The sequence below is a fragment of the Chitinophaga sp. RAB17 genome, assembly GCF_052114225.1.
Taxonomy (GTDB): Bacteria; Bacteroidota; Bacteroidia; order Chitinophagales; family Chitinophagaceae; genus Chitinophaga.
In genome coordinates this window covers 172838-197982 of the sequence record NZ_JBFREI010000007.1, presented here as the reverse complement: position 1 = coordinate 197982, position 25145 = coordinate 172838, and the positions used below count along the sequence as shown (strand labels likewise).

Sequence of the window (25145 nt, the reverse complement as noted above, 5' to 3'; positions counted from 1 at the left end):
AAAAATTAAAAACTCACATTCAATCCTGCGGAAACCGTGCGGGGGCGCGGATAATAGGCGCGGTCAATACCTACATCCAACGGATCACCACCATTGCCATCGCGCATGCCTACCTCCGGATCAAAGCCATCATACCTGGTGATGGTGAGCAGGTTTTCACCGGCTACGTATACCCTCACTTTGCTAAAGCCCCATTTGTGCAACAACGTTTTCGGCAATGAATAACCTATCTGCAGATTATTCAATCGCAGGAAACTGCCATTCTCTATCCATCGGTCAGAAGGGCGCATATTATTGTTGGGATCGAGTACATTTACACGCGGCTCTTTATTGGAAGTACCTTCTCCCGTCCACGTTTGTGTTTTATCCGGCGCAAAATAGTTGGAGATACCGGAGCCATTGGTGTTGTTTTTCCAGGCAGCATAAATCTGGTTGCCACCGCGTCCATTGAGGGTAAAGGCCAGGTCTATGTTTTTATAATAGAAAGATGCAGAGAAACCATACGTATGGGTAGCCCATGGATTACCAATATAGGTCTGGTCTTTATCATCAATAATATGATCGCCGTTCAGGTCTTTAAAACGTATGTCGCCGGGAGCAGCACCAGTTTGTTTGGCAGCATTATCAATCTCTTTCTGGTTCTGGAAAATACCGTCGGTCTGATAACCGTAAAATGCGCCAATGGGATGTCCAACGGACGTTTTGCTCACGTCTACCCCACTGGTGATTTCGCCGGCATAAAAGGCAGCGCCATCGTTGGTTAAGCTGGTCACTTCATTATGATTGATGGCGAAGTTGAAAGAGAGGTCGTAACCGAAATCATGTTTGCGGTTGCTATGAAAACCCAGCGTAAATTCAAATCCACGATTCAACACATCTCCTCCATTTACATAAGGTGCTTCCGGTACCCCTACAGAAGCCAGGATTGGTAGTTGTACCAGGATGCCGGAAGTAACGCGGTGATAATAATCGGCTCCTACTGTAATGCGATTATTGAACAACGTTGCATCGATTCCGAGATCTGTTTCTTTGGTAGTTTCCCATTTGAGGTCCATGTTACCAATGCTGGAAGGGGTGGCACCCAGGTAAATCAATTGTCCCTTGCCGGCGCCCAGCGGATACGGGATATTCACTTTCAGGGTGGATACAGTAGCGCTGGTAGACAGCGATCCTTCATTACCCAGTGTTCCCCATCCGCCACGAAGTTTCAGATCATTGATGAATTTCACATCTTTCAGAAAAGGCTCATTGGATAATCTCCATCCCAGCGAGAAAGAAGGGAAAGTACCAAAGCGGTTGTTGGCGCCAAACTTCGAGGAACCATCGCGGCGTACATTGATCGTGGCGAGGTAGGTATTGTTATACGCATAGTTTACCCTGCCGAAGTAAGATAACATGCCCCATTTATCTCCGCCACCACCAATAGATTCACCGGAAGAAGCCAGCCCCAGATATTGCAGGGAAGGCGACAACGTAGCATCGGCAGGCAGGTTTTGTCCGTAAGCGCGGATATAGGTGTCATAGGAATACTGCGCGGTCACACCCAGCAGTCCGTCTATATGATGACGACCAAAATTGCGACTATAGTTCAGCATATTTTCCCAGGCCCATTGCGTGCCATTCGAAGCCTCTTCTTCCAGGCTGCTCACATCTTCTTTCTGGGAATTGCTGACAAAGTATACGGGTACGTATGAACGTTGACGGCCATTGCCTACTGTCACATTAAACTGTGATTTAAAATTTAATCCGGTAAACAGATCTGCCTGGCCATATACGGAAGCGGCCAGCTGCCATTGCTTTTCCAGGTGCTGGATATTTTCAACAGCCGCTACCGGGTTATAGGTATTGGCAAAAGGAGATACACCATAACTGCCGTCTGCATTCTTTACCGGTACAGTGGGCGCCATCTGCACGGCGGTGCTGATGATTCCCCTGGAATCGCTGTCGTAGTCGGAGATGCTGTTACGGGTAGTATATGCATAGTTGAAATTTTCTCCGAATTTCAACCAGGATTTCAGCTGATGAGAAGAATTGAATGCCATGCCCAATTTGCTGTAATCTGTGCCTATCACGGTTCCTTTCTGTTTCAGGTAGCTACCGCTCATGCGATATACCGAACCATCTTTTCCTCCGGACAAGGCCAGTTCATATTTACTGATAGGGGCATTTCTGAAAATAGCTTTCTGCCAGTCGGTTCCTTTGCCGTAGCTGTCGGGGTTGGCAAAAACCGGTGTTTGTCCGCCAGCCACCAGTGCGGCATTATAATACTTTGCATAGGTAGCTGCATCTGTGAGGTCCAGTTTCTTATACACGCTTTGTATGCCGGTAAATGCATGTACGTCCGTTCTCATGTTACCGGCGCTACCCTTTTTGGTGGTAATCAGCACAACGCCGTTAGCGCCACGGGAGCCGTAGATAGCAGCCGCAGAAGCACTTTTCAGGATTTCCACCGACTGAATATCTTCCGGATCAAGGTTGTTGATATTTGCGAATGGATTGCCATCTACTACATACAGCGGATCGCTGTTATTGATGGTACCCACACCACGTATGCGGATCATCATGCCAGTACCCGGAGCGCCGGAATTATTGGAAACGCTTAATCCTGCGACCTTGCCTACGAGTGCCTGATCAAGACTCCCTACAGACCTGTTTTCCAGCTGATCGCCGGACACAGACCCTATAGAACCCGTGATATCTTTTTTGGCCTGAGTACCGTAACCTACTACCAGCACTTCATTCAGGGCATTGAGTGAGGGCTTCATGATGATATGCAGTTCTTTATTCTCGCCCTCTCCTACGCTCACTTTCAGCAGGCGTTGGGAAGTAAAGGAAATAAAACTTATTTCAACGGTATAGGTACCCGGTTCAATGGTCATGCTGAAAGTGCCGTCGTTGGCGCTGACCATGCTTTTATTCAGTTCCGGGATGCGGATACTGGCACCGGGCAATGGTTCATTTTTTTCATCCGTGATACGACCGGCGATGGTGCCGGGTGTTTTGGGAATGACTATTTTTTCCTTACCGATGACCACCATATTGTTGATAACTTCGTAATCATAGCCGGTGGCAGCCAGGAGTTTATGCAGTATTTCATCGAGGGCGGTTTGTTTGAAATCCGCGTCCCGGATGGTTTTCGTGCTGAGTGCTGCTTTATCATAGGCAAATGATATTTTGCTGGCGGCAGATAGCTCTGCCATAGCAGCGGCCAGCGTTTTATCCTTGAAATGGATCTGCAGCTTAATGTGGCTGAGTTCCTGGGCAGCGCCGGTAGCAGCCTGTAAACAGACAGTGCCGGCCAGGATCATTCCTAAAAGAAGTGTTGAAATTCTCATAAGGTGTTTGCTTAACCCCGTAAGGTTTTTTTCCATAATTTTGAATCGTTTAAATGATGATCAACTCGTTTAAATGCAGGGATATTCATACACCTTCCCGGGAGCTGAATACCTTGCTGGTGAAGGGCGAGAGTTGTTTCAGCAACTTTCGCTTTTTTATTATTTGTTTAGTACATAGTAATGGTCTGCTCACTGATACGATAATGCGTATCTGTAATTCTGGAGATGGCTGGCATGATAGTGTTGATTTTATCTCCCGTCTTCAGTTGCAGTGAAAAACGAATCTGTCTGATCTCTTTTCGTTTGGTTTGCAGCGTGTAGCCAAAGTTGTTATACAATACCAGTGACAGTTCCTCAAAAGAGGCGCCGTCCAGGTTGATGATACCTTCCTTCCAGGTGTTGGCTATAGCGGCCGGGCGGTTGCCGGTGGAAAATGTGCGTTTGGTTTTATCCCAGGTCAGTTGCTGATCGGCGTTCAGGGTGGTGAGTGCGCTGTCGCCGGACAGGATGCCTACCTTACCGGTAGCCACCTGGATATGGATATCGGGCAGCTGGGGCCAGGCATTGATATTAAAAGATGTCCCCAGAACAACGGTGCTGATTTTTTCTGTGTGCACGATAAAAGGTTGGGCAGCTGTTTGTGCAATGTCGAAAAAGGCCTCTCCTTCCAGTTGTACAGTTCTTGTTTTACCATCAAAGTGAGCCGGGTAATGCAGTGTACTGTTGGCATTCAGCCACACAGTGCTACCATCGGCAAGGGTTATTTTCAGCTGCTTGCCCACAGGGGTATGTGTGCTGAGTAACTTTTCGGGAGCAGGTGTAGCTGGCTGATGACGGCCGAAAAAAGAAATGCCTAGGATAAACAGGACAAGAATAGCTGCCGCTGCGCTGAAGATCGTGCGGTAGTGGGTTATTTTCTTTACCGGGGGATATCGTGGCAGGTCAGGCACATCTGTCGGCACCTGTTGATGGATGCGGCTGAGCAGGCGCGCACGGACCTCTTCGCGGTGTATAGCATCTTTAAATGCGGGGCGCTGTCCATTGTTTTCATCAAAAGAAGCATACCAGGCATCTAGCAGACGGATATCTTCCGGGGAGCATCTGCCCTGTGCTTCTTTTTCTAATAGTTCCAGTAGTTGTTGTTTATTCACCGGTAGCTTTTAGAAACATACTCGAACAACAGGACACAATGTACCGGGTGTATTTCAAGCTTAACGTTGCGATAACATCAGGATCAGTGATGTCTTAATAATACAGCGGTAATGATCATGATTGCCTGGCTGCTTTTATCTTCTGCCAGGTTGTAGTGGTGGAGGGCGAGCCGGATTCGTTTAATGGCTGCGCTGATCTGGTTTCTGACGGTTTGATCGGAAAGGGCCAGTTCTGTGGCAATTTCTTCGTTGGATAGCATTTTTTTCCGGCTCAGGAGAAAAACGGTTTTCATTTTCTCCGGCATCTTGCTGATTTCGGTTTCCAGTAATGCTTCCAGTTCTTTTTTCATGAGTTGATCGTCCGGGTGGGCGGTATAGCGAACAGCGGTTACTTCTGTGTTGGCTACAAAGGCTTCCTGTACTAAACTTCTCCTGTAGCAGTCGATGATCTTTCCTTTGAGGGCGCGATGAAGCCAGGCCCTGATGGAGCCGTCTTTCTGGAGTACGGCCGGATTTTTCAGGAGCGACAAAAAAACGTCCTGTAAAATATCTTCTGCATCCTGTGCTGTTGCCAGGCGGCGAAAGGCTACCTCATACAGTTCCTGCCAGTATTGTTCATAAATTTCATCAAAATATGGGCGGCTTCTTTCCTTGTTATCAAGGCCTGCATTACGTTGTTTATCTGATGAGTGGTGGTCTGAATTGGAATACATCCTGCTGCTCTTAAGAAATTCAATTGGTTTCTGTAAATTGCACCTGCAAAACTCTGGCATGCAGCGTGAATTAGCGCCGGTTTACAATAATTTAATGTTAGAGTAAAATAATACAAAATGTTAAAAGGAGGAAAATTTTGTTTCTCCATCAACAATATTCATTATATTTATAGCTGTTGATCCTGGTTTCTTATAACCGCCGGCGCTGACCGGCTACCGCAACTCCTGCATAAACTCCGCAGGAATCTGGCAGATGATCACCATCAAAAGAAAAAATTGCGCGTTGAAATCATCTTCATAATAATTATTTTATTAGCACGAAAAGAGAGACACATTTTTATGAATAAGAAAGATATCTGGAGATATAAATCTTTAGAGCAGTTGGAGAATAAGACTTGGGGAACGGCCACAGAACAGGATTCGGGAGTACTTCAGAAATGTCTAGCCTTAGTTAAAGTACCTGTAGTAAAATTATCTGCGAGTGAATTGCGGACGTTAATCGGACAATCATTTAATCCTACCTACCTGGTACCTTTAGCACTGGAAATATTAAAAACCGATGTACTGGTTACTGCCGGTATGTATCCCGGCGATCTGCTGAAGAACGTACTGGACGTACCTTCCACGTTTTGGGAAGAACATCCTGACCTTCACAAAAGCCTGATCGATATGATGCAGGACAGAAGTGAAGAAATAGAAACTGAAATCGACTTACCTGAGTTCTGGCGTAAAGCAGAAGCGTAATAAGAAAATTACGAATTAAAAATTACGAATTACGAATGTAAGAGGAACGCAATGATTTCTATTTACGCTATCATTTGTATTTCATACCCATAATTCATAATTCCTAATCCGTAATTCTTCCCTGGCGTATTTCTTTCAGCTTATTCACCCAAGCATCCCCACGCAGATTTTTGGCAATGATCTTCCTTGGAAGATCGGGCAGGAAATTTTGTGGAATGCTGTTAACGCCGTACAGGCGGGCTGCTTCATTGCTCCATGCTTTAAGATCAGATACCGGTAGCCAGTGGAGATGATCACTGGCACTGAGCCAATAGTCCTTTTTGGAGTCCAGGGAAAAACCCTGGGTAGTGAATTTGTTGTCTTTATACTGCTCAAAAGCTTTTGCTACATTAGGATTTTCTGCCCTGCAGGGACCAGCTGGCCTGGGAATCGATCAGCAGGTATTTACTCTATAAAGAAGAAAGACGGACTTCATGGCCGTCAGTATCCGCCTGCACGAAACCCGGCACCATAGCCCCGATGACCGCGAGCATACCAGCATCAATGTTTTAGCCAACCGCTTTTACCTTTGCAGGCAAACCGTTAAAGGCTTTTAAAAGAAATCGTTATTCCTCAAAATCAAAAAGCGATAACTGTGCGGATTGATGGGGCTTTCCTTCAGGGACCGTTGGTTCATGAAAATTGGATAACGTGATGCCTAGCAGCCGTATGCGCTTATCTTCCGGGGAAGAAGCGGCCAGCAATTGTTTGGCGGTATCAACAATCGTATCAAAGTCACCCACCGGGAAAGGAAAAGATTGGTTACGGGTAATCTGTTTAAAATCGCTATATTTTATTTTCAGCGTAATCGTACGGCCTTTGAGGTTATAACGTTGCAGCCGGTCGTAGACTGTTTTCGCTATTTTTATTAGTTCCGCTTCCATATCAGTAATCTCTGTGAGATCATATGGAAAAGTATCTTCTGCGCCCAGTGATTTTGTTTCGCGGTGAGGCTGTACTTCCCGCTCGTCCAGACCGCGCACTATGCGGTAGTAAAAACTACCCACTTTACCGAAATGTGTTTTCAGGTCCTGCTCCGACAATTTCTTCAGATCGGCGCCGGTAAAGAGCCCCATCCTTTTCATTTTATCGGCGGTAACTTTACCTACGCCATGAAATTTTTCCACCACCAATTGCTCCATGAACCCTTCAATCGCAGAAGGGCCTATAAAAGTAAGTCCGTCTGGTTTATTGAGGTCAGAAGCTATTTTTGCTACAAATTTATTGATAGATACCCCCGCTGATGCTGTCAGCTGTAGCTCGTCGCGGATAGCCTGTTTGATCTGTTTGGCGATTTCGATAGCAGAGCCAATGTTTTGCTTGTCGGTCGTTACGTCCAGGTAAGCTTCATCGAGCGACAATGGTTCAATGAGATCTGTATAGCGGGAAAATATTTCCCGGATATGACGGGATACTTCTTTGTAGGCATCAAAACGGGGACGTACAAATATTAATTCGGGACAGAGTTGTTGTGCTCTTTTGGAGGGCATGGCAGAACGGACGCCAAATTTACGGGCTTCATAACTGGCGGTAGCTACTACCCCGCCACGACCTTCCGGCGAACCACCAACTGCGATGGCTTTACCACGGTAAAGTGGATTATCACGCTGCTCTACGGACGCATAAAATGCGTCCATATCAATATGAATAATTTTTCGTTGTATGCTATTTGCGCTGTTCTCCATTTCTACACCCGGAAGCGCTGTAAAGATACAACGAAAAAATTTCCGGGATACCGGTAAGCGGTATTTCTCCTGCCACCTTAATCCTTATCTTTATGCACTAAATTTTAGGCCGTGGCAGATTATGATCAGGACGTTTCACATGAACACAAGAAATTCGAAAACATCATCTGGGAAGGTAAAACAATTACCGGCAGGGAGTTTTATGAGTGTCAGTTTTATAAATGCAGTCTGAAGGAATGTATTTTTGAAGACTGCTCTTTTGAGAGATGTACTTTTGAAGATTGTGACCTGTCACTCATACAGTTCAGGAAAACGGCTTTCAGCCGGGTCGTACTACAGCATTCCAAAGCGATCGGCGTTGCCTGGCACAATGCCCGGGATCCGCTTACCATAGACTTTCATCATAGCCGCATCAGCTACTGCAGTTTTTCAGGTAAAAACCTGAAGAAAGGCGTGTTTATTCATTGTCAGGCGGATGAAGTGGATTTTTCTGCCTGTAATTTATCGTTGGCTAATTTTACAGGAACGGATCTGGCAGGGGCCCGTTTTGCCAACACCGATCTTACGCAGGCAAATTTCGTAGGGGCACAACGATATGCGATTAATGTGCAGGAGAATAAGGTGAGGAAGGCTAAGTTTAGTTTGCCGGATGCGCTGGCGTTGCTGGATGGATTGGGCGTGGAGATTGTGGAATAAAAGAGGATCTGAAACTATTTTTCAGTGACTTTAAGGTCAAAGCTATATTCATAAGTTATGCGGCCGGACATATCTGCATTATTTTGCCACGCAGATTCAAGGTGACTGATTTGAACAATCTCTTTAGTTGTTTTTCCTTTAAATCTTTTGGATACCGACTTAAGTACGGCTATTTCTGTAGCAGAAAACAAACTCTCACCTTCTTCATTGAGCTGAATATTGCGTTCACTGTAAAATTGGTCCCCTACAAAGTCCTGAAATGTGACCTCAGTCATATTAATCAACCCTTTATTTAAAAGGTAATTATATACACTTCCATAGTTATTAGGAACTGGTCCTTTTTCAAACGCCTTGTAGCACATTCCACTGATGCCTGTTCCATGTTTTTTGAAATGAACAAAATCTGCATAAAACAGCAATTTGTTAAGTGCAGTAGTATATGGCTTATTCTCCTGTGCAAAAAAATGGATCATGCCTGCAATTCTTTTTATATCCGGCATCCGAAAACCATTTAGCATATTGGGATATTTACTTTCAAAAAGGTAGAAGTACAATTTCTCATCTATGGTATCAGCCTGAGCTGCCTGATTTATTTTGCGCAACACGCGATCATATTCGTGGGATTCAAAAACACCCTGACTGATTTCCAGTAGCTTTCTAAACTCCCCCGGATCTTTTGCCAGTCGAATTAATCTCCCTGTTGCCACACTCGGAATTTCACCTCCTTCATACTGCCGGTACACGTTAATACCCAGTCCTAATACCTCACTCATTTTAGCAGCACTCAACCCATATTGCTCCCTTATTTCTTTAATTTCTTCCACGAAAGGTATCCCAAACTTGGATCTGTACTTATTGTGAATCTGAGCAACATTGAGATTATCCAACGCTGTATCTGTAAACTCTTCACCGGAATCGATACACTTATAAAAATGGAAATGAATGGGAAATTTTTCTTTGCGATATTCCAATTTCCTAACCTCTGTTTTTAATTCAACTTTACCTCCTGTAAATGGACTTTTCATAAATTATTATTTAAAGGGATACTTCATTTTAAATTCAGCTAAATGGAAAGAAATGCAGATAACTGCAGTCTGGATGGTGCCCATCGTTATCTTTATGTACACTTCCTTTTTCTTAACCTCTTTACCAAATATCCACATACTTGCCCCTCCGTTTAATCGCTCTTCCAAAGGTCCCGTACTATAATCAGTTAACTCAAGCGATTTTAACACGTCAATTCTGTCATCCGGCCTGATATCCAAATCAAGTAAGGCTTGTATATTCTTATTCCTGTCACTCCTAAAAATCACGCCCCATATATCCAGGTTAACTTTAAATGCTTGCAAGAAGCCCAAAACTTCGGCTTTTCCTGACATAATCGTGGTAGGTTTTTCAACAACACAAATATATAAATAATCCAACTAATTAGTTGGATTATTTATCAAAATAGCGACAAAATACACAAAAAAGCCCCGACAATATACTGCCGGGGCTCTTCCTTTACTTTTTGCTTTCTTCTTATTTCAATGGCTTTATCCAATAACTATAAAACTGATCACTATACGGAATCCTGTATTCTTTCAGTGGCATAGAGCCCCAGCTGTCAATTCCCTGCACACCGGATTGCTGCATATCTATATGCATATAAATCGTGTTACGCGGTACCAGTTCACCGGAATGATATTGTTTTTTATCTGCTTCAGGATCCAGGTCATCCATACTATAAGGCAGTGCGGAGAAATTGAATGGTTTTCCAGCTGCATATTCAAAACGTAATCCCTTGCCTTTCTTATTGGTAAGATTTACCCAGCGAACATCAGATTTGTTGCCGCTTTCCTGTGGACGGGCATAAGGAAAGTATTGGCTATCTACCGATTGTTGATAGATCCCAACGAAAGAAGCCGTCTTTCTATCCCAATAGTTTTCCCATGGACCACGGCCATAGTAGCTGATCTGGCTGAGTTGTCTGCTCAGCTGCAAATCGTTCCCCACACGTAGCAGCAACGGATATTTACCTTTGAGAACGTTTAACTGGTTCTCTACTCTTACCGCACCATCGCCATATACATTGAATGTTTGGGTAACAGTTGCTTCCCCTTCCAGCAATTCTTTTTTGATGGTAACAATATAGCTACCCGCTGCTTTCAGCAGTGTAGCGCTTATTAACTTCCCTTCGGCAGCAGCATTGCGCCATTTACGCAGGGAATGATTAAAGCCTGCGCCAATATCATTGTCGGTAGGGGCACGCCAGAACGCTGGCTGAAGACTTCCTTCCAGCAAGGATTCGCCCTGTAGTTCATAACCGTTTAAGGTACCCTTGTTCATATCAAAAGATAAGACGAAGCCGCTTCCTTTGATCTGTAAGGATCCTGGCGTTTCTATTGCTGTCAGCGCGGGTTGCTTACCTACCACGGTGTCATCACTTTTCATGGTGGGTCGCCATGTAAACTGCTCTGCTGCTATTTCGTAACCGGCAGGGATAAATGGTTCTTTCTCTTTTAATGTATAGTGTACAGTAAGAAAATATTCCCTGCCAGTTTTTGCTTTGGATTTAAGCGGTAACGCGATATTTATCTGTTGTTGTGGTCCCACTTTAAGATCCTTGATACTGCCACGTTCTACCGGTTTCCCATCTTCCAGAATTTCCCAGGTCAACTGATAGTTAGCCAGGTCCCGGAAGAAATAACCATTACGGATAGTAATAGCATCCGATCCATTAAATGTAGTGTGGATATGCTGATATACTTTCTTCACTTCTACTGCCATAGGTGTTAAACCGCGATGGGCAGTGACCACTCCTTTTACGCAGAAATTATTGTCGCTGAAATCCTCATTCACCGGGCCACTCAGCGGAAAATCACCGCCATAGGCCAGGATACGTTTACCATTTTTAACGGTATCAATACCCTGATCTATCCACTCCCAGATGAAACCGCCCTGTAGATAAGGATTGTTTTCAATAGCGGTCCAGTATTCCTGAAAGTTACCAAGACTGTTACCCATTATATGTGCGTATTCGCTCATGATCATCGGACGATCCGGATTGCGTTGCGAATACTTTACCAATGAGCCGGGAGACGGATATTGTGGTACAATCATATCCGTGTTATAATCATGCTCTGCTCGTTCGTATTGTACAGGTCGGGTGCTGTCCTTTCTTTTCAGCCAGTCGTAAGCTTCATAAAAGTTGCAACCATTACCCGCTTCATTACCTAATGACCAGGTGATTACTGCTGCGTGATTTTTATCTCTTTCGTACATCCGTTGTATTCTCTCCAGGTGCGGAACGCGCCATTGTTTGTCGTTGGCAAACGTATAGGCGAGATCGTAGTAACGTCCGTGGGATTCAATGTTGGCTTCATCAATTACATAAAGCCCATATTCATCGCACAATTGCATCCAGTAAGGATCAGGAGGATAGTGTGAATGACGTACCGCATTTACATTGAGCTGTTTCATCATTTCCATATCCTTGCGCATGTCATCACGGGTAAGTGTATGGCCTTGCGTGGCGTTATGCTCGTGACGGTTCACGCCTTTCAGAAAAACACGTTTGCCATTAACGAGAAAATTGCGGTTGGTGATTTCGATAGAGCGGAAACCTACCCGCTGCGGAATAACTTCCAGTACCTGCCCGGTTTTATCTTTCAGGGTGATGTAAAGCGTGTACAGGTAAGGGGTTTCGGCCGACCAGGTTTGCACTGCCGGTATTTCCTTATTGAATGAAAGGGTTGATTTGTAGTTCCCTAACACTTTCTGTATATCCTTGGTTTCCTCCCTGTAAATACTTTTCCCGCTGGCATCCCGGAGGTCTATTGCTACCGAAAAGGTATCGGGTTTACTATGGATGGTATTTTTATCTATGCGGTAGTTATCTACCTCCATATCTATTTTAAAAATACCATTGGTATAGGACTTATCTAATGTAGAAGTGATCCTAAAATCGCGCACATCTATCTTCGGAGTAGCATACAGGTATACTTCTCTTTCAATACCGGAGATGCGCCACATATCCTGGCATTCGAGGTATGAGCCATCACTCCAGCGGTATACCTGCAGTGCTACCAGGTTTTCGCCCGGTTTTACATATCTGGTGATATCAAATTCTGCCGCCAGCTTACTATCTTCACTATAGCCTACCTTCTGACCATTGACCCAGATAAAGAAAGCAGATTTCACCGCGCCAAGATGAATGAACACCTGTTTCCCGTCCCATTGCTGCGGGATATTGATTTTTTTACGGTAAGATCCCACCGGGTTGTTATCTTCCGGAATATCAAAAGGGGCATTCAGGTCTTCACCCGTTTTAGTACGGCCGGCAAATTCATAAGGCTGATTTACATAAATCGGTAGCCCGTAGCCATTCACTTCCCAGTTGGCCGGTACTTTAAAATTATCCCAGGACGCATCATTAAAATCAACTTTATAGAAATCTAACGGGCGTTTCCGCGGATCCTGTACCCAATTGAATTTCCATTGACCATTGAGAGAAAGGAAGCAGGCAGATTTTTCTTTTTCGCGTTGCTCCGCCAGGGTGTTGCTTTCATAAGCAAATGCCGTGGCTCTCATCGGCATCCTGTTTACCGATACCACTTCGGGTGTTTGTAGTTCTGTGGGTAACTGTTGCGCCCTCCCCTTCATACAAAAAGCGGTGAGGGCTACCAGGAGTAGTCTTTCTTTCATTGTTCAGTTAAAGTTCAGTAACGCATAAAGAAAAGATTATTTTTTTAAAGAGATGGATAAATTTGATGAATGCAGGATATTAAAGTATGAGTGAGGCCGGGGGACATTTTATTATTAATAAAATTTTGTATTCATTCGCATTGGCGTACGCTGTTATGCTGGTGATTGTGCCAGTAGATGATATTTTCTGGAGTGAACCCTACGAAATTCCGGAAAAGAAGCAATTATTACATAGTATTCAGTTGACACAGGAAACACTTGATCAACTGAAAGGCATCTATCAGTTGAAAGAAAATCGAAAATCCTGCCATGAAAAATCCGGAGTCTGCAGATGCTTTCTTCTTTATGACGATAGACGCGCAGGTAAAGTTTGAAGGGGCATTACCGGTAAACCCACGAAATTAACCTTATATCAAAATGGGCCATGAAATGATGATGAACCGCAGCACACATTAAATGGATTTTCTTACTTTGAGATAAAGCTACTTTCCGATCAGGAAAAAAGAAGGCTTTCGAGATGATGACTACTGAAGCAATTCAGGATAATATATTTTATAATAATGCTAATAAGCTTTATATCCCTCCGGAAAAAAAGCGGGAACTTAGCGTTCGCCTGGTATAGGACAATGCTCGATAATACCAGGGAGTAGAGAATAAATGGATTTTCTTACTTTGAGATAAAACCAGCTGCGTTATGATCAGGAAGAAAGAAGGCTTTCAGGGGCAGCGTATGATAGTCATACCCCGCAACATCCTGAGTAAAAACTGTGCTAAAGAACCGGTGCTGACACCACTGTACATTACTGATATCGGTTATTATCCGAAAGCCTTTTTCCATCACCGGAAACGGGCGCACGGGGCTGATCAGCATATATTAATTTACTGCATCGAAGGCAAAGGAAGCATTACCATAAAAAAAGAAACCTTCCTGATTCAGGCGGGCGACTGCTTCCTGCTACCCCGCAAGTGGGCACACGAATACAGCGCAGATACCGAAGATCCATGGACTATCTACTGGGCTCATTTCCTGGGTAGCAGCGCCGCAGCAATCGTAGATACCGCCGTCAAGGAATGGAACGGCCATAAAATATTTCTGCCCCATTCCGAGGACAGGCTCGAACAGTTTGAAAGCATTTATCAGCAACTACAGCGGGGTTACCGACAGGAAAATCTCGTTTATTCCAACATGAACTTCTGGTCTTTTTTGTCGTCCTGCATATATCCCGGCATATCCAAACCCGGAAAAGCAAAACAGCACCATAATTCGATAGATCAGGTCATCGATTACATGAATAATCACCTGGATAAGATGCTCACGCTGCAGCAAATGGCAAAAGCTGTAAACCTTTCACAGTCGCACTTTTCCTTCCTTTTTAAAAGTAATACCGGCTTTTCACCGATAGAATATTTTAATCACCTGAAAGTACAGAAGGCTTGCCAGTACTTACTTTTCACACCATTACGCATTAAAGAAGTAGCTATGCAACTGGGTATGGAAGACCCTTATTATTTCTCACGGATGTTTACAAAAGTAATGGGCGTTTCACCCAATCAGTACCGGGATAAGAAAGTTTGACCGTAAGATAATCCATCATAATCAGCGGATCATCTAGCAGCATTTTGTGATAGCCAACTTATTTTTACAGTGTGTCAATCAATTGCTAATGCATCATTTCTCCACGTTGAGGGTAACAGTGGCCCTTACACTTACTGCCGGCGCAGGCATTATGTTTGCCGCCTGTCATTCCAATAAAAAAGTAGACTTCAGCACGGAGGTAAAACCGGTGCTGAACAAGCATTGTATCAGCTGCCATGGTGGGGTAAAACAAAACGGTGGATTTAGTGTACTGTTCCGGGAAGAAGCCCTGGGCATCACCAAGTCCGGTAAACCGGCTATCGTTCCCGGACACCCTGAAAAAAGTGAATTCATTCGCCGCCTTACCTGTAAAGACCCGAAAGAACGGATGCCACAGAAAGGCGAACCACTCACCGATGCAGAAATAGACCTGCTCACCCGCTGGGTAAAAGAAGGCGCCGAATGGGGAGAACACTGGGCTTACATTCCGCCTAAACAAGTACCTGTACCAGATATCACCGTTGCCAATGGTAACAACATTGACCGTTTCATACAGGAAAAGCTGAAAGCAGAAGGACTCAAACCCGCTCCTGAAGCGGATAAAATGACCCTGCTGCGCCGGGTTAGCATGGACCTTACCGGTCTGCCACCTACACCGGAAATGGCCAAACAGTTTGCCGACAGCAAAGACCCGAACGCATATGAAAAAATAGTCGACACCCTCCTTCAATCCCCTCATTACGGCGAACGATGGACGGCCATGTGGCTGGACCTCGCCCGTTATTCCGACACAAAAGGCTATGAAAGGGACGAAGGCAGGAGAATATGGCGCTACCGCGACTGGCTCATAGATGCCTTCAACAACGATATGCCCTATGACAGCTTCACGATCAATCAACTGGCAGGCGACCTGCTCCCCCATCCTACCAACGACCAGCTCATCGCCACAGCGTTTAACCGCAATACGATGACCAACGATGAAGGAGGTACGCAGGATGAAGAATTCCGCACCGCTGCTGTAATGGATCGGGTAAGCACGACCATGGAGGTATTCCAGGGTGTCACTATCGCCTGCGTACAGTGCCACGCCCACCCTTACGACCCCTTCCACTTCGAAGATTATTATAAACTGCTGGCCTTCCTCAATAATACCCGCGACGAAGACACCCACATGGAACATCCTAAACTGCGTTTATACGACAGCGTTAGTACCTCACAGGTGCAGGAAATCAGCAGCTGGGTAGCACAATACGGCAACAACACACAACAACTGGATGTACAGGAATTCCTCAAAGTACTGGAACCTAAAGTACATGCCCATGACGCCGACCAGTATATCAACGGTGCCCTGCTCGATACCAAATACATGGGCGTACGCCACAATGGTAGCTGCCGCCTTCCGCATCAACAGCTGGATGGCAAAACACGGCTCTTCATGAACTACTGGACCGGCAACAAAGGCGGTATCATGGAAATAAGACTCGATAGTCTTAAAGGGAAAACGCTGCTCACTCATCAGCTGGCCACCACCAATGGAAGACTGGCCATCAGTATCCCAATACCTGCCGTAACAGGCACGCACGACCTCTTCCTCATATTCCGTAACCCGGCCATCAACCCGGCAGATGCCGTATGTGCTGTGGAATGGTTTGCCTTCCGCGGAGATATACCCGGCAAAGGAAAACCCGGCTACGATAAAATCAGCGCGGAAATGATGGCACTGATCAATCAGAACCCGGACGATATTCCCGTGATGATAGAAAATCCGGCCGTTACCTCCCGCGTCACCCATGTCTTTGAACGCGGCAACTGGCTCGTAAAAGGAAAGGTGGTCACCCCGGATGTACCACATTCGCTCAACCCCTTCCCGAAAGATGCACCACGCAACCGGCTTGGACTCGCACAATGGATGACCTCCACACAAAATCCTCTCACCGCAAGGGTGATGGTTAACCGCTGCTGGGAACAAATCTTTGGTACAGGCATCGTAGAAACGCTGGAAGATTTCGGCTCCCAGGGCTTCTTACCTTCCCACCCGGAACTGCTCGACTACCTCGCTTATCGCTTTATGCACGATTATAAATGGCATGTAAAACCATTGCTGAAAGAAATTGTATTATCAGCTGCATACAAACAAACATCTAACGCCACACCGGATTTACTGGAAAAAGATCCTGCCAACCGCCTGCTGGCAAGAGGCCCCCGCTTTAGGCTGACCTCGGAGGAAGTAAGGGACCAGGCACTCAGGGTAAGCGGCCTTTTAAACCAGCAGCTGCATGGTCCGAGTATCATGCCCTTTCAACCGGACAACATCTGGCAAACCGTATACAACGGCGCCAGCTGGAATAAGGCTACTGATGGAAACCAATACCGTAGAGCAGTGTACGTCTATCAGAAACGCACCAGTCCCTATCCTTCCATGATTTCTTTTGACGGCAGCAGCCGGGAAGTTTGTCTGCAACGCCGCATTCGCACCAACACGCCATTGCAGGCACTTGTAACACTGAATGATCCTGTTTATATGGAAACCGCCACCACCCTGGCGAAGCATATGCAGCAAAACGGCGGCAACAACGTTGAAGCGTGTATCCGTTGGGGTTATCAGACTGCGATGTATAAAACATTGCCCGATAATAAACTGAAAGTACTACAAACACTATATGCGCAGGCGCTGCAGGAATTCCGCAAGGACCCCAATGCCGCCATGAAAGTGCTGCAAAGCAAAAACAGTGAACCGCAACAGGCTGAACTGGCTGCCCTGGCAGTAGTCGCCAATGCCATTATGAACCTGGATGAATTCCTAACTAAATCCTAAGCAGTATGACTAAACATGCAAGACTGATAAAGGAAGCCAATGATACTACGCTGCGTTATTTTACCCGGCGCCACTTTCTGAAGGATTGTGTTACAGGACTGGGTGCTGCCGCCATCGGCTCTTTCCTGGCCAGCTGCGGCACCAGCAGCAAAACACTGGTGGATCTCAGCGGTAACCCGATGATACCAAAATCACCTCATTTTCCCGGCAGGGCTAAAAGTGTGATCTATCTCCATATGGCAGGGGCACCTTCCCAACTGGAATTATTCGATTATAAACCTGCCCTGCAGAAACTACATAACCAGTTATGCCCGGCTTCTTTTCTTGAAGGTAAAAAGTTTGCCTTCATCAGAGGCGTTCCAAAAATGCTGGGCCCACAAGCCGTATTTAATCAACATGGAGAATCACGGGCGTGGATTTCCGATCACCTGCCACACTTCACTACCATGGCCGATGATGTGAGTTTCCTGAAAGCAGTGCAAACAGATCAGTTCAATCATGGCCCGGCGCAGTTACTCATGCAAACCGGCAGCGCCAGACTGGGTCGCCCCAGTATAGGCTCCTGGGTAACATACGGACTGGGCTCTGAAAACGACAACCTGCCCGGGTTTGTAGTACTGACTTCCGGTGGTAAAACACCAGATGCCGGTAAGAGCGTGTGGGGTAGCGGCTTTCTGCCTTCTGTGTACCAGGGCGTTCAATGCAGGACCAAAGGAGAACCGGTACTGTTTCTTACCGATCCCGACGGCATGAGCAGAGACCTGCGCAAAGAATCCATCAATGCCATCAACGAAATAAATAAACAGGAATATACCGCCTTCGGTGATCCGGAAACATTGTCGCGCATTTCCCAGTACGAGCTGGCTTATAAAATGCAGATCTCCGTACCGGATGTAATGAACATCAACAAGGAACCTGATTACATCCACGAAATGTACGGTACCCAGCCAGGTAAAGAATCCTTTGCCAACAACTGTCTGCTGGCCCGCAAGCTGGTAGAGAAAGGCGTACGCTTTGTACAATTGTATGACTGGGGCTGGGATACACATGGTACAGATGAAGGTGGGTCTATCGACTACGGCTTGCGTAACAAATGCCGGGAAATCGACCGTCCTATTACCGCACTGCTGCAGGATCTGAAACAACGCGGATTATTAGACGAAACACTGGTGGTATGGGGCGGTGAATTTGGCCGTACTCCCATGCAGGAAAACAGGGATGGAAAAGACATGCCTTTCATGGGTCGTGATCACCATGTAGAAGCCTTCACCATGTGGATGGCCGGCGCTGGCATCAAGAAAGGATTTTCCTACGGAGAAACCGATGAAATAGGCTATTCTGCGGTGAAAGGCAAAGTGGCCATCAATGATATCCATGCAACGATCCTGCAACAGCTGGGATTCGATCATGAAAAACTCACTTATCAGTTCCAGGGACGTCCCTTCCGGTTAACAGATACCGGCGGAAAAGTAATTACACCCATATTAAGCTAAACATGGATCAACACAAACGAAATTTCTTGAAACAATCTGCTATACTGGCCTCTGCGTTATGTTTACCATCGCTGCCTAAGTTTGCCTCCGCGGCAGGCGTACCTTCAAAGGAAGGCTTTAAGTTAATCATCTTAGCCACCAACTGGGGCTACAACGGTAGTATCGATGCTTTTTGCCGCGATGCAAAAAATGCCGGCTATGATGGTATGGAAATATGGTGGCCTACGGAAGCCGCAGCACAACAGGAACTATTTGCCGCATTGGCCAAATACGAATTACAGGTAGGATATTTATGCGCAGGCTACGACAGCGACTATACGAAACATGCACAGCAATTTGAAACCGCACTGAAAGCTGCTACCAGCAATAGTAAAATCAAACCGTTATATATTAATTGTCATTCCGGCAGAGACTATTTTTCTTTTGAGCAAAACAGTGCGCTGATAGATATGACCATTCGCATATCAAAGCAATCCTGCATACCGGTGTATCATGAAACGCACCGTTCCCGGATGATGTTTGCGGCGCACGTAGCCCGGAAATTTATTGAAGCAAAACCTGATCTGCGGCTAACGCTGGACATTTCACACTGGTGCAATGTACACGAATCATTGTTGCATGACCAGGCTGATACTGTAGCCAAAGCATTGGACCGTGCATCACATATACATGCACGTATTGGTCACCCGGAAGGCCCACAGGTAAATGATCCGCGTGCACCCGAGTGGGAAGGTGCTGTGAAAGCACATTTCGCATGGTGGGACCAGGTAGTGCAAAAGCACCAGGCCGCAGGCAAACCGCTGACTTTCCTGACGGAATTTGGTCCGGCAGATTATCTGCCTACCCTGCCGTATACCCGTCAGCCGGTGGCTGATCAGTGGGATGTCAATGTATATATGATGAAGCAGCTTAAACAACGTTATAGCAAACAATGAAATTACTGATTAGCACCGGCAGCTGGAGTATGTTTATAGGGCGCTCGCATCCTTTACTGGTCCATTTGCCCATAGGCATATTACTGATCGCTTGTATCCTGACATTACTGGCCCGCCGGGAAAAATGGCGCTATCTTCAGTCTGCATTGCCCACCATATTGCTGGCAGCAGCCTTGTCTGCCATCGCCAGCTGTATCACCGGCTACCTGCTTTCACTGGATGGAGGATACGAAGAAAACCTATTACTAACACATAAATATCTGGGTATAGGCGTAGCCGTTATCAGCACTGTTCTGTACCTGCTGGAAAGAAAGAATAACAAAGACCGCTTTCGCCGGTTGCAGGTGCCTGCAGCACTGCTCATGATATTGCTGCTCAGTGCCGCAGGGCATTATGGCGGTAGTCTTACCCACGGCGATGACTACCTCACGCAGGCCATGCCGGCCGGACTACGGCAGCTCACCGGGCTCAACAAATCCGTTACTAACGTTACCGCGTATACGAACATTGGCGATGCCCGGTTGTACGAAGACCTGGTAAGACCTGTATTAGCCAATCGTTGTTATAGCTGTCATAATGAGCAGAAGCTGAAAGGTGGACTGCGACTGGAATCAGTAGAATTGATCCGTAAAGGCGGAGAACATGGCCCGGTATTGAAAGACAGTATGCCGGAAGAAAGCGAATTATTCAAGCGACTGCTATTACCGGAAGAAGATGACCACCGTATGCCACCAAGAGGCAAACCAGCGGTAACTCCGCAGGAGCTGGAGCTACTGCATTGGTGGATCGCACAGGGCGCGCCTACCGGCAAAACGGTAAAGGAACTGCCTAAAACAACGCTGATGCTGGCGGTACTGGATGGCATGCAACCTGCTACCCCGCTGGATAAACAGGAGTTTATTCCGGAAGACAAAGTATCCCCTGTAAGCGCACAAAGCATTGCTGCCCTGGAGGCGAAAGGCGTAAAAGTATTGCGGGTAGGTGCTGCCACCAATTATGTGAGCGTAGATTGTATCAATGCAGCCGCTTTCAACGATCAGGATATGCAGTTGCTGTTGCCCCTGAAAGATCAGCTGGTATGGCTGAATCTGGGTGGGACCCAGGTAACGGACAGCGCATTTCCGGTATTGGGAAAACTCCCGCACCTGGTGCGGCTGGACCTGAGAAATGTAGCCATAAAGGGAAAGGGAATGAATGCATTAAATGCCTGTACCAATTTGCGTTACCTCAACCTGGCAGGAACCGCTGTTACGGATGAGGGTTTATTGTCTCTTCAGAAAAATAAAAAACTACAACAGGTATATTTATATCAGGCAGGTGTTAAACCAATGGCAGTTCAGCAATTGCGTCAGCAGTTGCCTAAATTGAAGATAGATACCGGTGGCTATCATTTGCCACAGCTGGTATCAGACACCATGGTGTATCACAAAATAAGCGGTTAGCTTTTAGCTGTTAGCTGTTAGATTGGCGAGTGTTGTGAGCGAGTGTTGTGAGTGAGTGTTGTGAGTGAGTGTTGTGAGTGATGGCAAACCTTATTCATAGCTTTTTGCGGCCTGCACCAGTCTTTTAGCAATGCGTGTGGCCAGGGATTTGGGGGACAATACTTTCATATGTTCTCCAAATCCCATAATTTCTCTCTCCAGCTCAAAGTTCAGCACTACCTCAATGCTCACAATGGTACCCTTTTCGTTTTCCCTCAGCACCTGCTGGGAATGGTGCAGTGGTTTTGTCAGCACATAAGGCGCATGTTTCTTATCTATTTCCAGCACTACTTTATGTGCCACCTCTTTCTCTGATTTGGTGACGCCGATCAGGTTACCGAAGTATTCTTCGAAAGGAATACCATCGTAAGCGATAAATTTCTCTTTGGGCAGTTCCTGCAAACTGATGATACGGTCAAGTGCCATCGTTGTCAGCATGGGCGTATGTTTAACCCGGGTGATGAGGAACCAGCGGTTGCGGTATTCTTTCAGCAGGTATGGATAACAGATATGTTCCTTTGCTTCGCTGGCTTTAAAAGATTTATATTCTATCAGTAATGCTTTGCGGTGCAGGGTAGCCTGGTACAGTGGGTTGATATGTGCCAGTCCCAGTAACTGATGGTTGTTCTCAAACTGAATACAGTTAAGTTGTGTATCAGTTGATTTATAGAGATTATTTTCCAACCGGGCAATCATATCGCTCATATCATCGAAGTAGCTGAAACCATTAAATTGTTTCAGCACAGCGACTATTTCTTTCATCTTATCTACGTCCGCGTCGTTAATAGGTGCATTGGTGATGCTATACGCCGGATCACTGTAGGCATAGTACTTACGGTCCTTTACTTCTATGGGGGCATTATATCCCAGCTTATCACTGCGCATCAGCTGAATATCCGCCTGGATGGTTCGCTTGCTCACCCCCGAACTGATGCCTTCTGCATTATATAATACATCAGCTACTTTATCTATCAGATCTTCCAGTGTCCACTTACGATAGCGGTTGCGTAAACAATCATCGATGGCCTTATACCGTATCAGGGCAAGTTTATTGATGGACATACACAGCTTTTATACAAAGAAAACAAAACACTACGCATTCTACCTGCGTACATATCATCCTCTAAAAAATAATTATCTCACAAATTAATGATTATCATCTGTTTAAAATATTTTTTTAAATAAATTTTAAGTGCGCAAGTGTACTGCGCACTTGCCCTTGCATCTTTGTGTCATCGGAAGCGGTCAAGCAAATGTTACTTCAACTCACTCCAAATGAAAAACATTTACGATTACCGCCAAAGATGGAAAAGCAGTAGCGCAATGGTAGCGCACCGTTCAATAGTTCTAAAATTACCGACAGGTCAATTAAAACTTACTTCACATCCAGGGATGCGGGGGTTGTTGGTTCGAGTCCAACCTGCTTTACTATATCGAGGTCAATTGTTGCTTACTTCTCTTTTTTAGGTAAAGAGCAACAAAATTATCTGATTATTAATAACAATTATTATGAACACTTTATTACAGGTAGGTTTACGTCAGCAGGCAGTTTTTATTCCTGAAACAGCCATTCATTCCAATGAACAGTATCTTACGCCTACTACCGGCTTGCTGGTAGCAAATCTGGCGAAGCTGGGCTTCGGCGTATCAGAATCATTGCTGCATGCGCTGAATCAAACTACACCTGCCTATCAGGCTACTATACTGGAAACGTTCCGGGAAGTTATGGGCGTTAACAAGAGCTGGCTGCCACTGATAAAAAACTGGGAAATCCCGGTTAATGTTACAATAGCGGATTATATAGTTACTTACTTCAACACGGTATTTGAAGGGGAAGGTACCCGCCTTGACTGCGGACATATTATTCCTCCAGAAACCTTTCCGCTGGAAAGATATAACGGATGCCCTTTCTGTGGTACCGCTTTTAACTCCGGCGCCATAGAAAATTTTGGTCAGCATAGTAAAATACGGGTACTGGAATTGTGGTCTGAAACATCAGCCACCGCCTACCTGCAGGACTTACTTGCTTCCAAAACCGCACTGGATGCTACCCAGGTAGATAGTCTGAAAGCATTACTGTCTTCCCTCCCATTAAAGGAAGTAAAGATAGGAATGAAAGAAACCATGGTTACCGTGGTGGATATATTAATCGCCAGAGAGGAGGCAGATAAAGCCACCGTATTATTTACTACGCCTACGGATATACTCCGTTACCTGTGGTATAAACAAACCGGCTTCCTGCAGTTAATTGCGCCAAAAACAATTATACAGCGCCAAACAAAAAACAAAGTGCAATTCCACGTGGTGAAACCGGTTAAGGAAACATTAGCCAGGGAAGCCCTGAAGCTGAAATACAACCGTAAGGAGGGATTGATGGTAGCCAAATGGATGAATAACATCGACATGGATGCTACTGCGATGTGTGAAACGATGCACCCTAAACGGGGGATGTGGGTACGCTTTATCCGCGCCCTGCGCCTCGCTGAGTTCAGCCAGCGTCCTGGATTTGAAAGATTACGGGTGGTGATGGATAAATTTTATCGCCAGGATTATACCGTATGGCAGGGACAGGTGAATCACTTCCGTTTACGCTACGATACAGAAAGTACCATGTACCTGTTAAAGCAGCGTCCAGGCCTGTTTGCCCGCTCCCTGTTTGCAAACATGCTCTGGTTTGGCCCGGCACCGGTAACGGCTGCTTTTGCCACTATCATAGATAAAGTACCTGCCCGTTTGCTATTTACTTTACAGATGTACGCAGACTACTATTTTGATAAAACAATCACCCGTTCAGTGAAACCACTGGGAGGTATCACCAAAAGTGTGCCTGCCAACCGACTGTTGTCCATGTACGATGATGCACAGCTGGCTGCTATGCAGGATGCCGTAACAGAACTTTGCCTGCTGGCGATGACGAAACGTTTCGCCGCAGTGCCTACTACTGCCAAAAGCATCTATATCGCACCAGCCCTGTTTAAAATACCACTCGCTATCGGCGACCGTAGTGAACAGATTCAGGACCTGCCATCTGCGTTGATGGGTACCCGTTATAAAACAGATGGAAACAAAATCCTCCTGTTCATGCAATGGGGTACAGGGTTAGCTGCCCAGCACCTGGATATGGACCTGAGCTGCCGTATTGCATATGACGAATACTCAGATACCTGTTCTTTTGGAAGATTACAAACCACCGGATGTAAACATAGCGGAGATATCCGTTCTATTCCACACAAAGTAGGTACCGCAGAATATATTGAAATAGATATATCTGCACTGGCAGAAGCCGGCGCCCGCTATGTGACTTTTACCTGCAATGCTTACAGCCAGGGGGCTATCACGCCTAACCTGGTGGTAGGATGGATGGATAGTAAATATCCAATGAAGGTGTCTCAAAAAAACGGTGTCGCTTACGATCCATCCTGTGTACAGCACATGGTGCGTATCACCAGCGAAATCACCAAAGGACTCGTATTCGGGGTACTGGATGTTGCTGCCAGAGAAATCATCTGGCTGGAAATGCCTTTCGGCGGACAAGTAGCACAACAACTGGACCTGCGCAATGTAAAAGCGATCCTGAAAAAACTGGATAGCAAGCTAAGCATCGGACAGTTGCTACTGGTAAAAGCAGCCGCACAGCAGTTGCAGGTCACCGATCAGCTGCCAGCAGATGAGACGTACACCGTTCAATGGGCCAGCAACACCGCCGCCGTGACACAATTATTTATTGATTAATTTGTTATCCCCCATAAAAACAATAGCAGCCGGGCATTTACCCGAGCTGCTATTTGTATTAAAA

At 45.9% G+C, this 25145-nt stretch carries 17 protein-coding genes and 1 tRNA gene; 10 read left to right on the top strand and 8 right to left on the bottom strand.

Annotation, left to right across the window (positions count from 1 at the left end; translation table 11 throughout):
- Positions 1 to 5: 5 nt before the first annotated feature.
- The 3 genes from AB4Z08_RS23090 to AB4Z08_RS23080 form a co-directional block, all read right to left on the bottom strand.
- Positions 6 to 3335: a TonB-dependent receptor gene (locus AB4Z08_RS23090; RefSeq protein ID WP_441576153.1), complete on the bottom strand. Its 3330-nt coding sequence runs from the start codon at positions 3333 to 3335 to the stop codon at positions 6 to 8.
- A gap of 167 nt (positions 3336 to 3502) precedes the next feature.
- Positions 3503 to 4486 (bottom strand): FecR family protein, encoded by a 984-nt coding sequence (locus AB4Z08_RS23085; RefSeq protein WP_441576152.1) that lies wholly within the window; start codon positions 4484 to 4486, stop codon positions 3503 to 3505.
- An 83-nt stretch (positions 4487 to 4569) separates the two neighbouring features.
- Entirely contained in the window at positions 4570 to 5199 is a 630-nt protein-coding gene (locus AB4Z08_RS23080; RefSeq protein WP_441576151.1) for an RNA polymerase sigma factor, read from the bottom strand.
- A gap of 339 nt (positions 5200 to 5538) precedes the next feature.
- On the opposite strand from AB4Z08_RS23080, the gene AB4Z08_RS23075 reads away from it, so the two are divergent.
- The gene (locus AB4Z08_RS23075) at positions 5539 to 5943 is read left to right on the top strand and encodes a contact-dependent growth inhibition system immunity protein (protein WP_441576150.1); all 405 of its coding nucleotides are present in this window, start codon (positions 5539 to 5541) and stop codon (positions 5941 to 5943) included.
- A gap of 473 nt (positions 5944 to 6416) precedes the next feature.
- Positions 6417 to 6539, top strand: coding sequence for a hypothetical protein (locus tag AB4Z08_RS23070; protein ID WP_441576149.1), 123 nt, complete (start codon positions 6417 to 6419; stop codon positions 6537 to 6539).
- A 9-nt stretch (positions 6540 to 6548) separates the two neighbouring features.
- Here AB4Z08_RS23070 and dinB read toward each other — a convergent pair whose 3' ends face one another.
- The gene (gene dinB / locus AB4Z08_RS23065) at positions 6549 to 7667 is read right to left on the bottom strand and encodes a DNA polymerase IV (RefSeq protein ID WP_441576148.1); all 1119 of its coding nucleotides are present in this window, start codon (positions 7665 to 7667) and stop codon (positions 6549 to 6551) included.
- A gap of 111 nt (positions 7668 to 7778) precedes the next feature.
- On the opposite strand from dinB, the gene AB4Z08_RS23060 reads away from it, so the two are divergent.
- Positions 7779 to 8363: a pentapeptide repeat-containing protein gene (locus AB4Z08_RS23060; RefSeq protein WP_441576147.1), complete on the top strand. Its 585-nt coding sequence runs from the start codon at positions 7779 to 7781 to the stop codon at positions 8361 to 8363.
- A gap of 14 nt (positions 8364 to 8377) precedes the next feature.
- Here the strand turns inward: AB4Z08_RS23060 and AB4Z08_RS23055 are convergent, their stop codons facing one another.
- The 3 genes from AB4Z08_RS23055 to AB4Z08_RS23045 form a co-directional block, all read right to left on the bottom strand.
- Entirely contained in the window at positions 8378 to 9388 is a 1011-nt protein-coding gene (locus AB4Z08_RS23055; protein WP_441576146.1) for a type II toxin-antitoxin system antitoxin SocA domain-containing protein, read from the bottom strand.
- 6 nt (positions 9389 to 9394) lie between these two features.
- Positions 9395 to 9742 carry a hypothetical protein gene (locus tag AB4Z08_RS23050; RefSeq protein WP_441576145.1) on the bottom strand — a complete coding sequence of 116 codons (348 nt, stop codon included), beginning with the start codon at positions 9740 to 9742 and terminating at the stop codon, positions 9395 to 9397.
- Positions 9743 to 9884: 142 nt separating this feature from the next.
- Complete coding sequence (locus tag AB4Z08_RS23045) at positions 9885 to 13049, bottom strand: glycoside hydrolase family 2 TIM barrel-domain containing protein (RefSeq protein ID WP_441576144.1); 3165 nt, start codon at positions 13047 to 13049, stop codon at positions 9885 to 9887.
- Positions 13050 to 13743: 694 nt separating this feature from the next.
- Here AB4Z08_RS23045 and AB4Z08_RS23040 point away from each other — a divergent pair.
- The 5 genes from AB4Z08_RS23040 (at position 13744) to AB4Z08_RS23020 (ending at position 21310) form a co-directional block, all read left to right on the top strand.
- Positions 13744 to 14625 (top strand): helix-turn-helix domain-containing protein, encoded by an 882-nt coding sequence (locus AB4Z08_RS23040; RefSeq protein WP_441576143.1) that lies wholly within the window; start codon positions 13744 to 13746, stop codon positions 14623 to 14625.
- Positions 14626 to 14713: 88 nt separating this feature from the next.
- Positions 14714 to 17440: a DUF1553 domain-containing protein gene (locus tag AB4Z08_RS23035; RefSeq protein ID WP_441576142.1), complete on the top strand. Its 2727-nt coding sequence runs from the start codon at positions 14714 to 14716 to the stop codon at positions 17438 to 17440.
- A gap of 5 nt (positions 17441 to 17445) precedes the next feature.
- A complete protein-coding gene (locus AB4Z08_RS23030; protein WP_441576141.1) occupies positions 17446 to 18933 on the top strand; it encodes a DUF1501 domain-containing protein in 1488 nt (495 codons plus the stop codon).
- Positions 18934 to 18959: 26 nt separating this feature from the next.
- Positions 18960 to 19868, top strand: coding sequence for a sugar phosphate isomerase/epimerase family protein (locus tag AB4Z08_RS23025; protein WP_441576140.1), 909 nt, complete (start codon positions 18960 to 18962; stop codon positions 19866 to 19868).
- Entirely contained in the window at positions 19865 to 21310 is a 1446-nt protein-coding gene (locus AB4Z08_RS23020; RefSeq protein ID WP_441576139.1) for a c-type cytochrome domain-containing protein, read from the top strand. The genes AB4Z08_RS23025 and AB4Z08_RS23020 overlap by 4 nt, the downstream gene beginning before the upstream one ends.
- A gap of 90 nt (positions 21311 to 21400) precedes the next feature.
- On the opposite strand, the gene AB4Z08_RS23015 is transcribed toward AB4Z08_RS23020, so the two are convergent.
- A complete protein-coding gene (locus AB4Z08_RS23015; RefSeq protein WP_441576138.1) occupies positions 21401 to 22411 on the bottom strand; it encodes a helix-turn-helix transcriptional regulator in 1011 nt (336 codons plus the stop codon).
- A 247-nt stretch (positions 22412 to 22658) separates the two neighbouring features.
- Here AB4Z08_RS23015 and AB4Z08_RS23010 point away from each other — a divergent pair.
- Positions 22659 to 22777 (top strand) — tRNA-OTHER (locus AB4Z08_RS23010).
- A gap of 81 nt (positions 22778 to 22858) precedes the next feature.
- Positions 22859 to 25081, top strand: a complete 2223-nt coding sequence (locus AB4Z08_RS23005) for a hypothetical protein (RefSeq protein ID WP_441576137.1) — start codon at positions 22859 to 22861, stop codon at positions 25079 to 25081.
- The last annotated feature ends 64 nt before the right edge of the window (positions 25082 to 25145 follow it).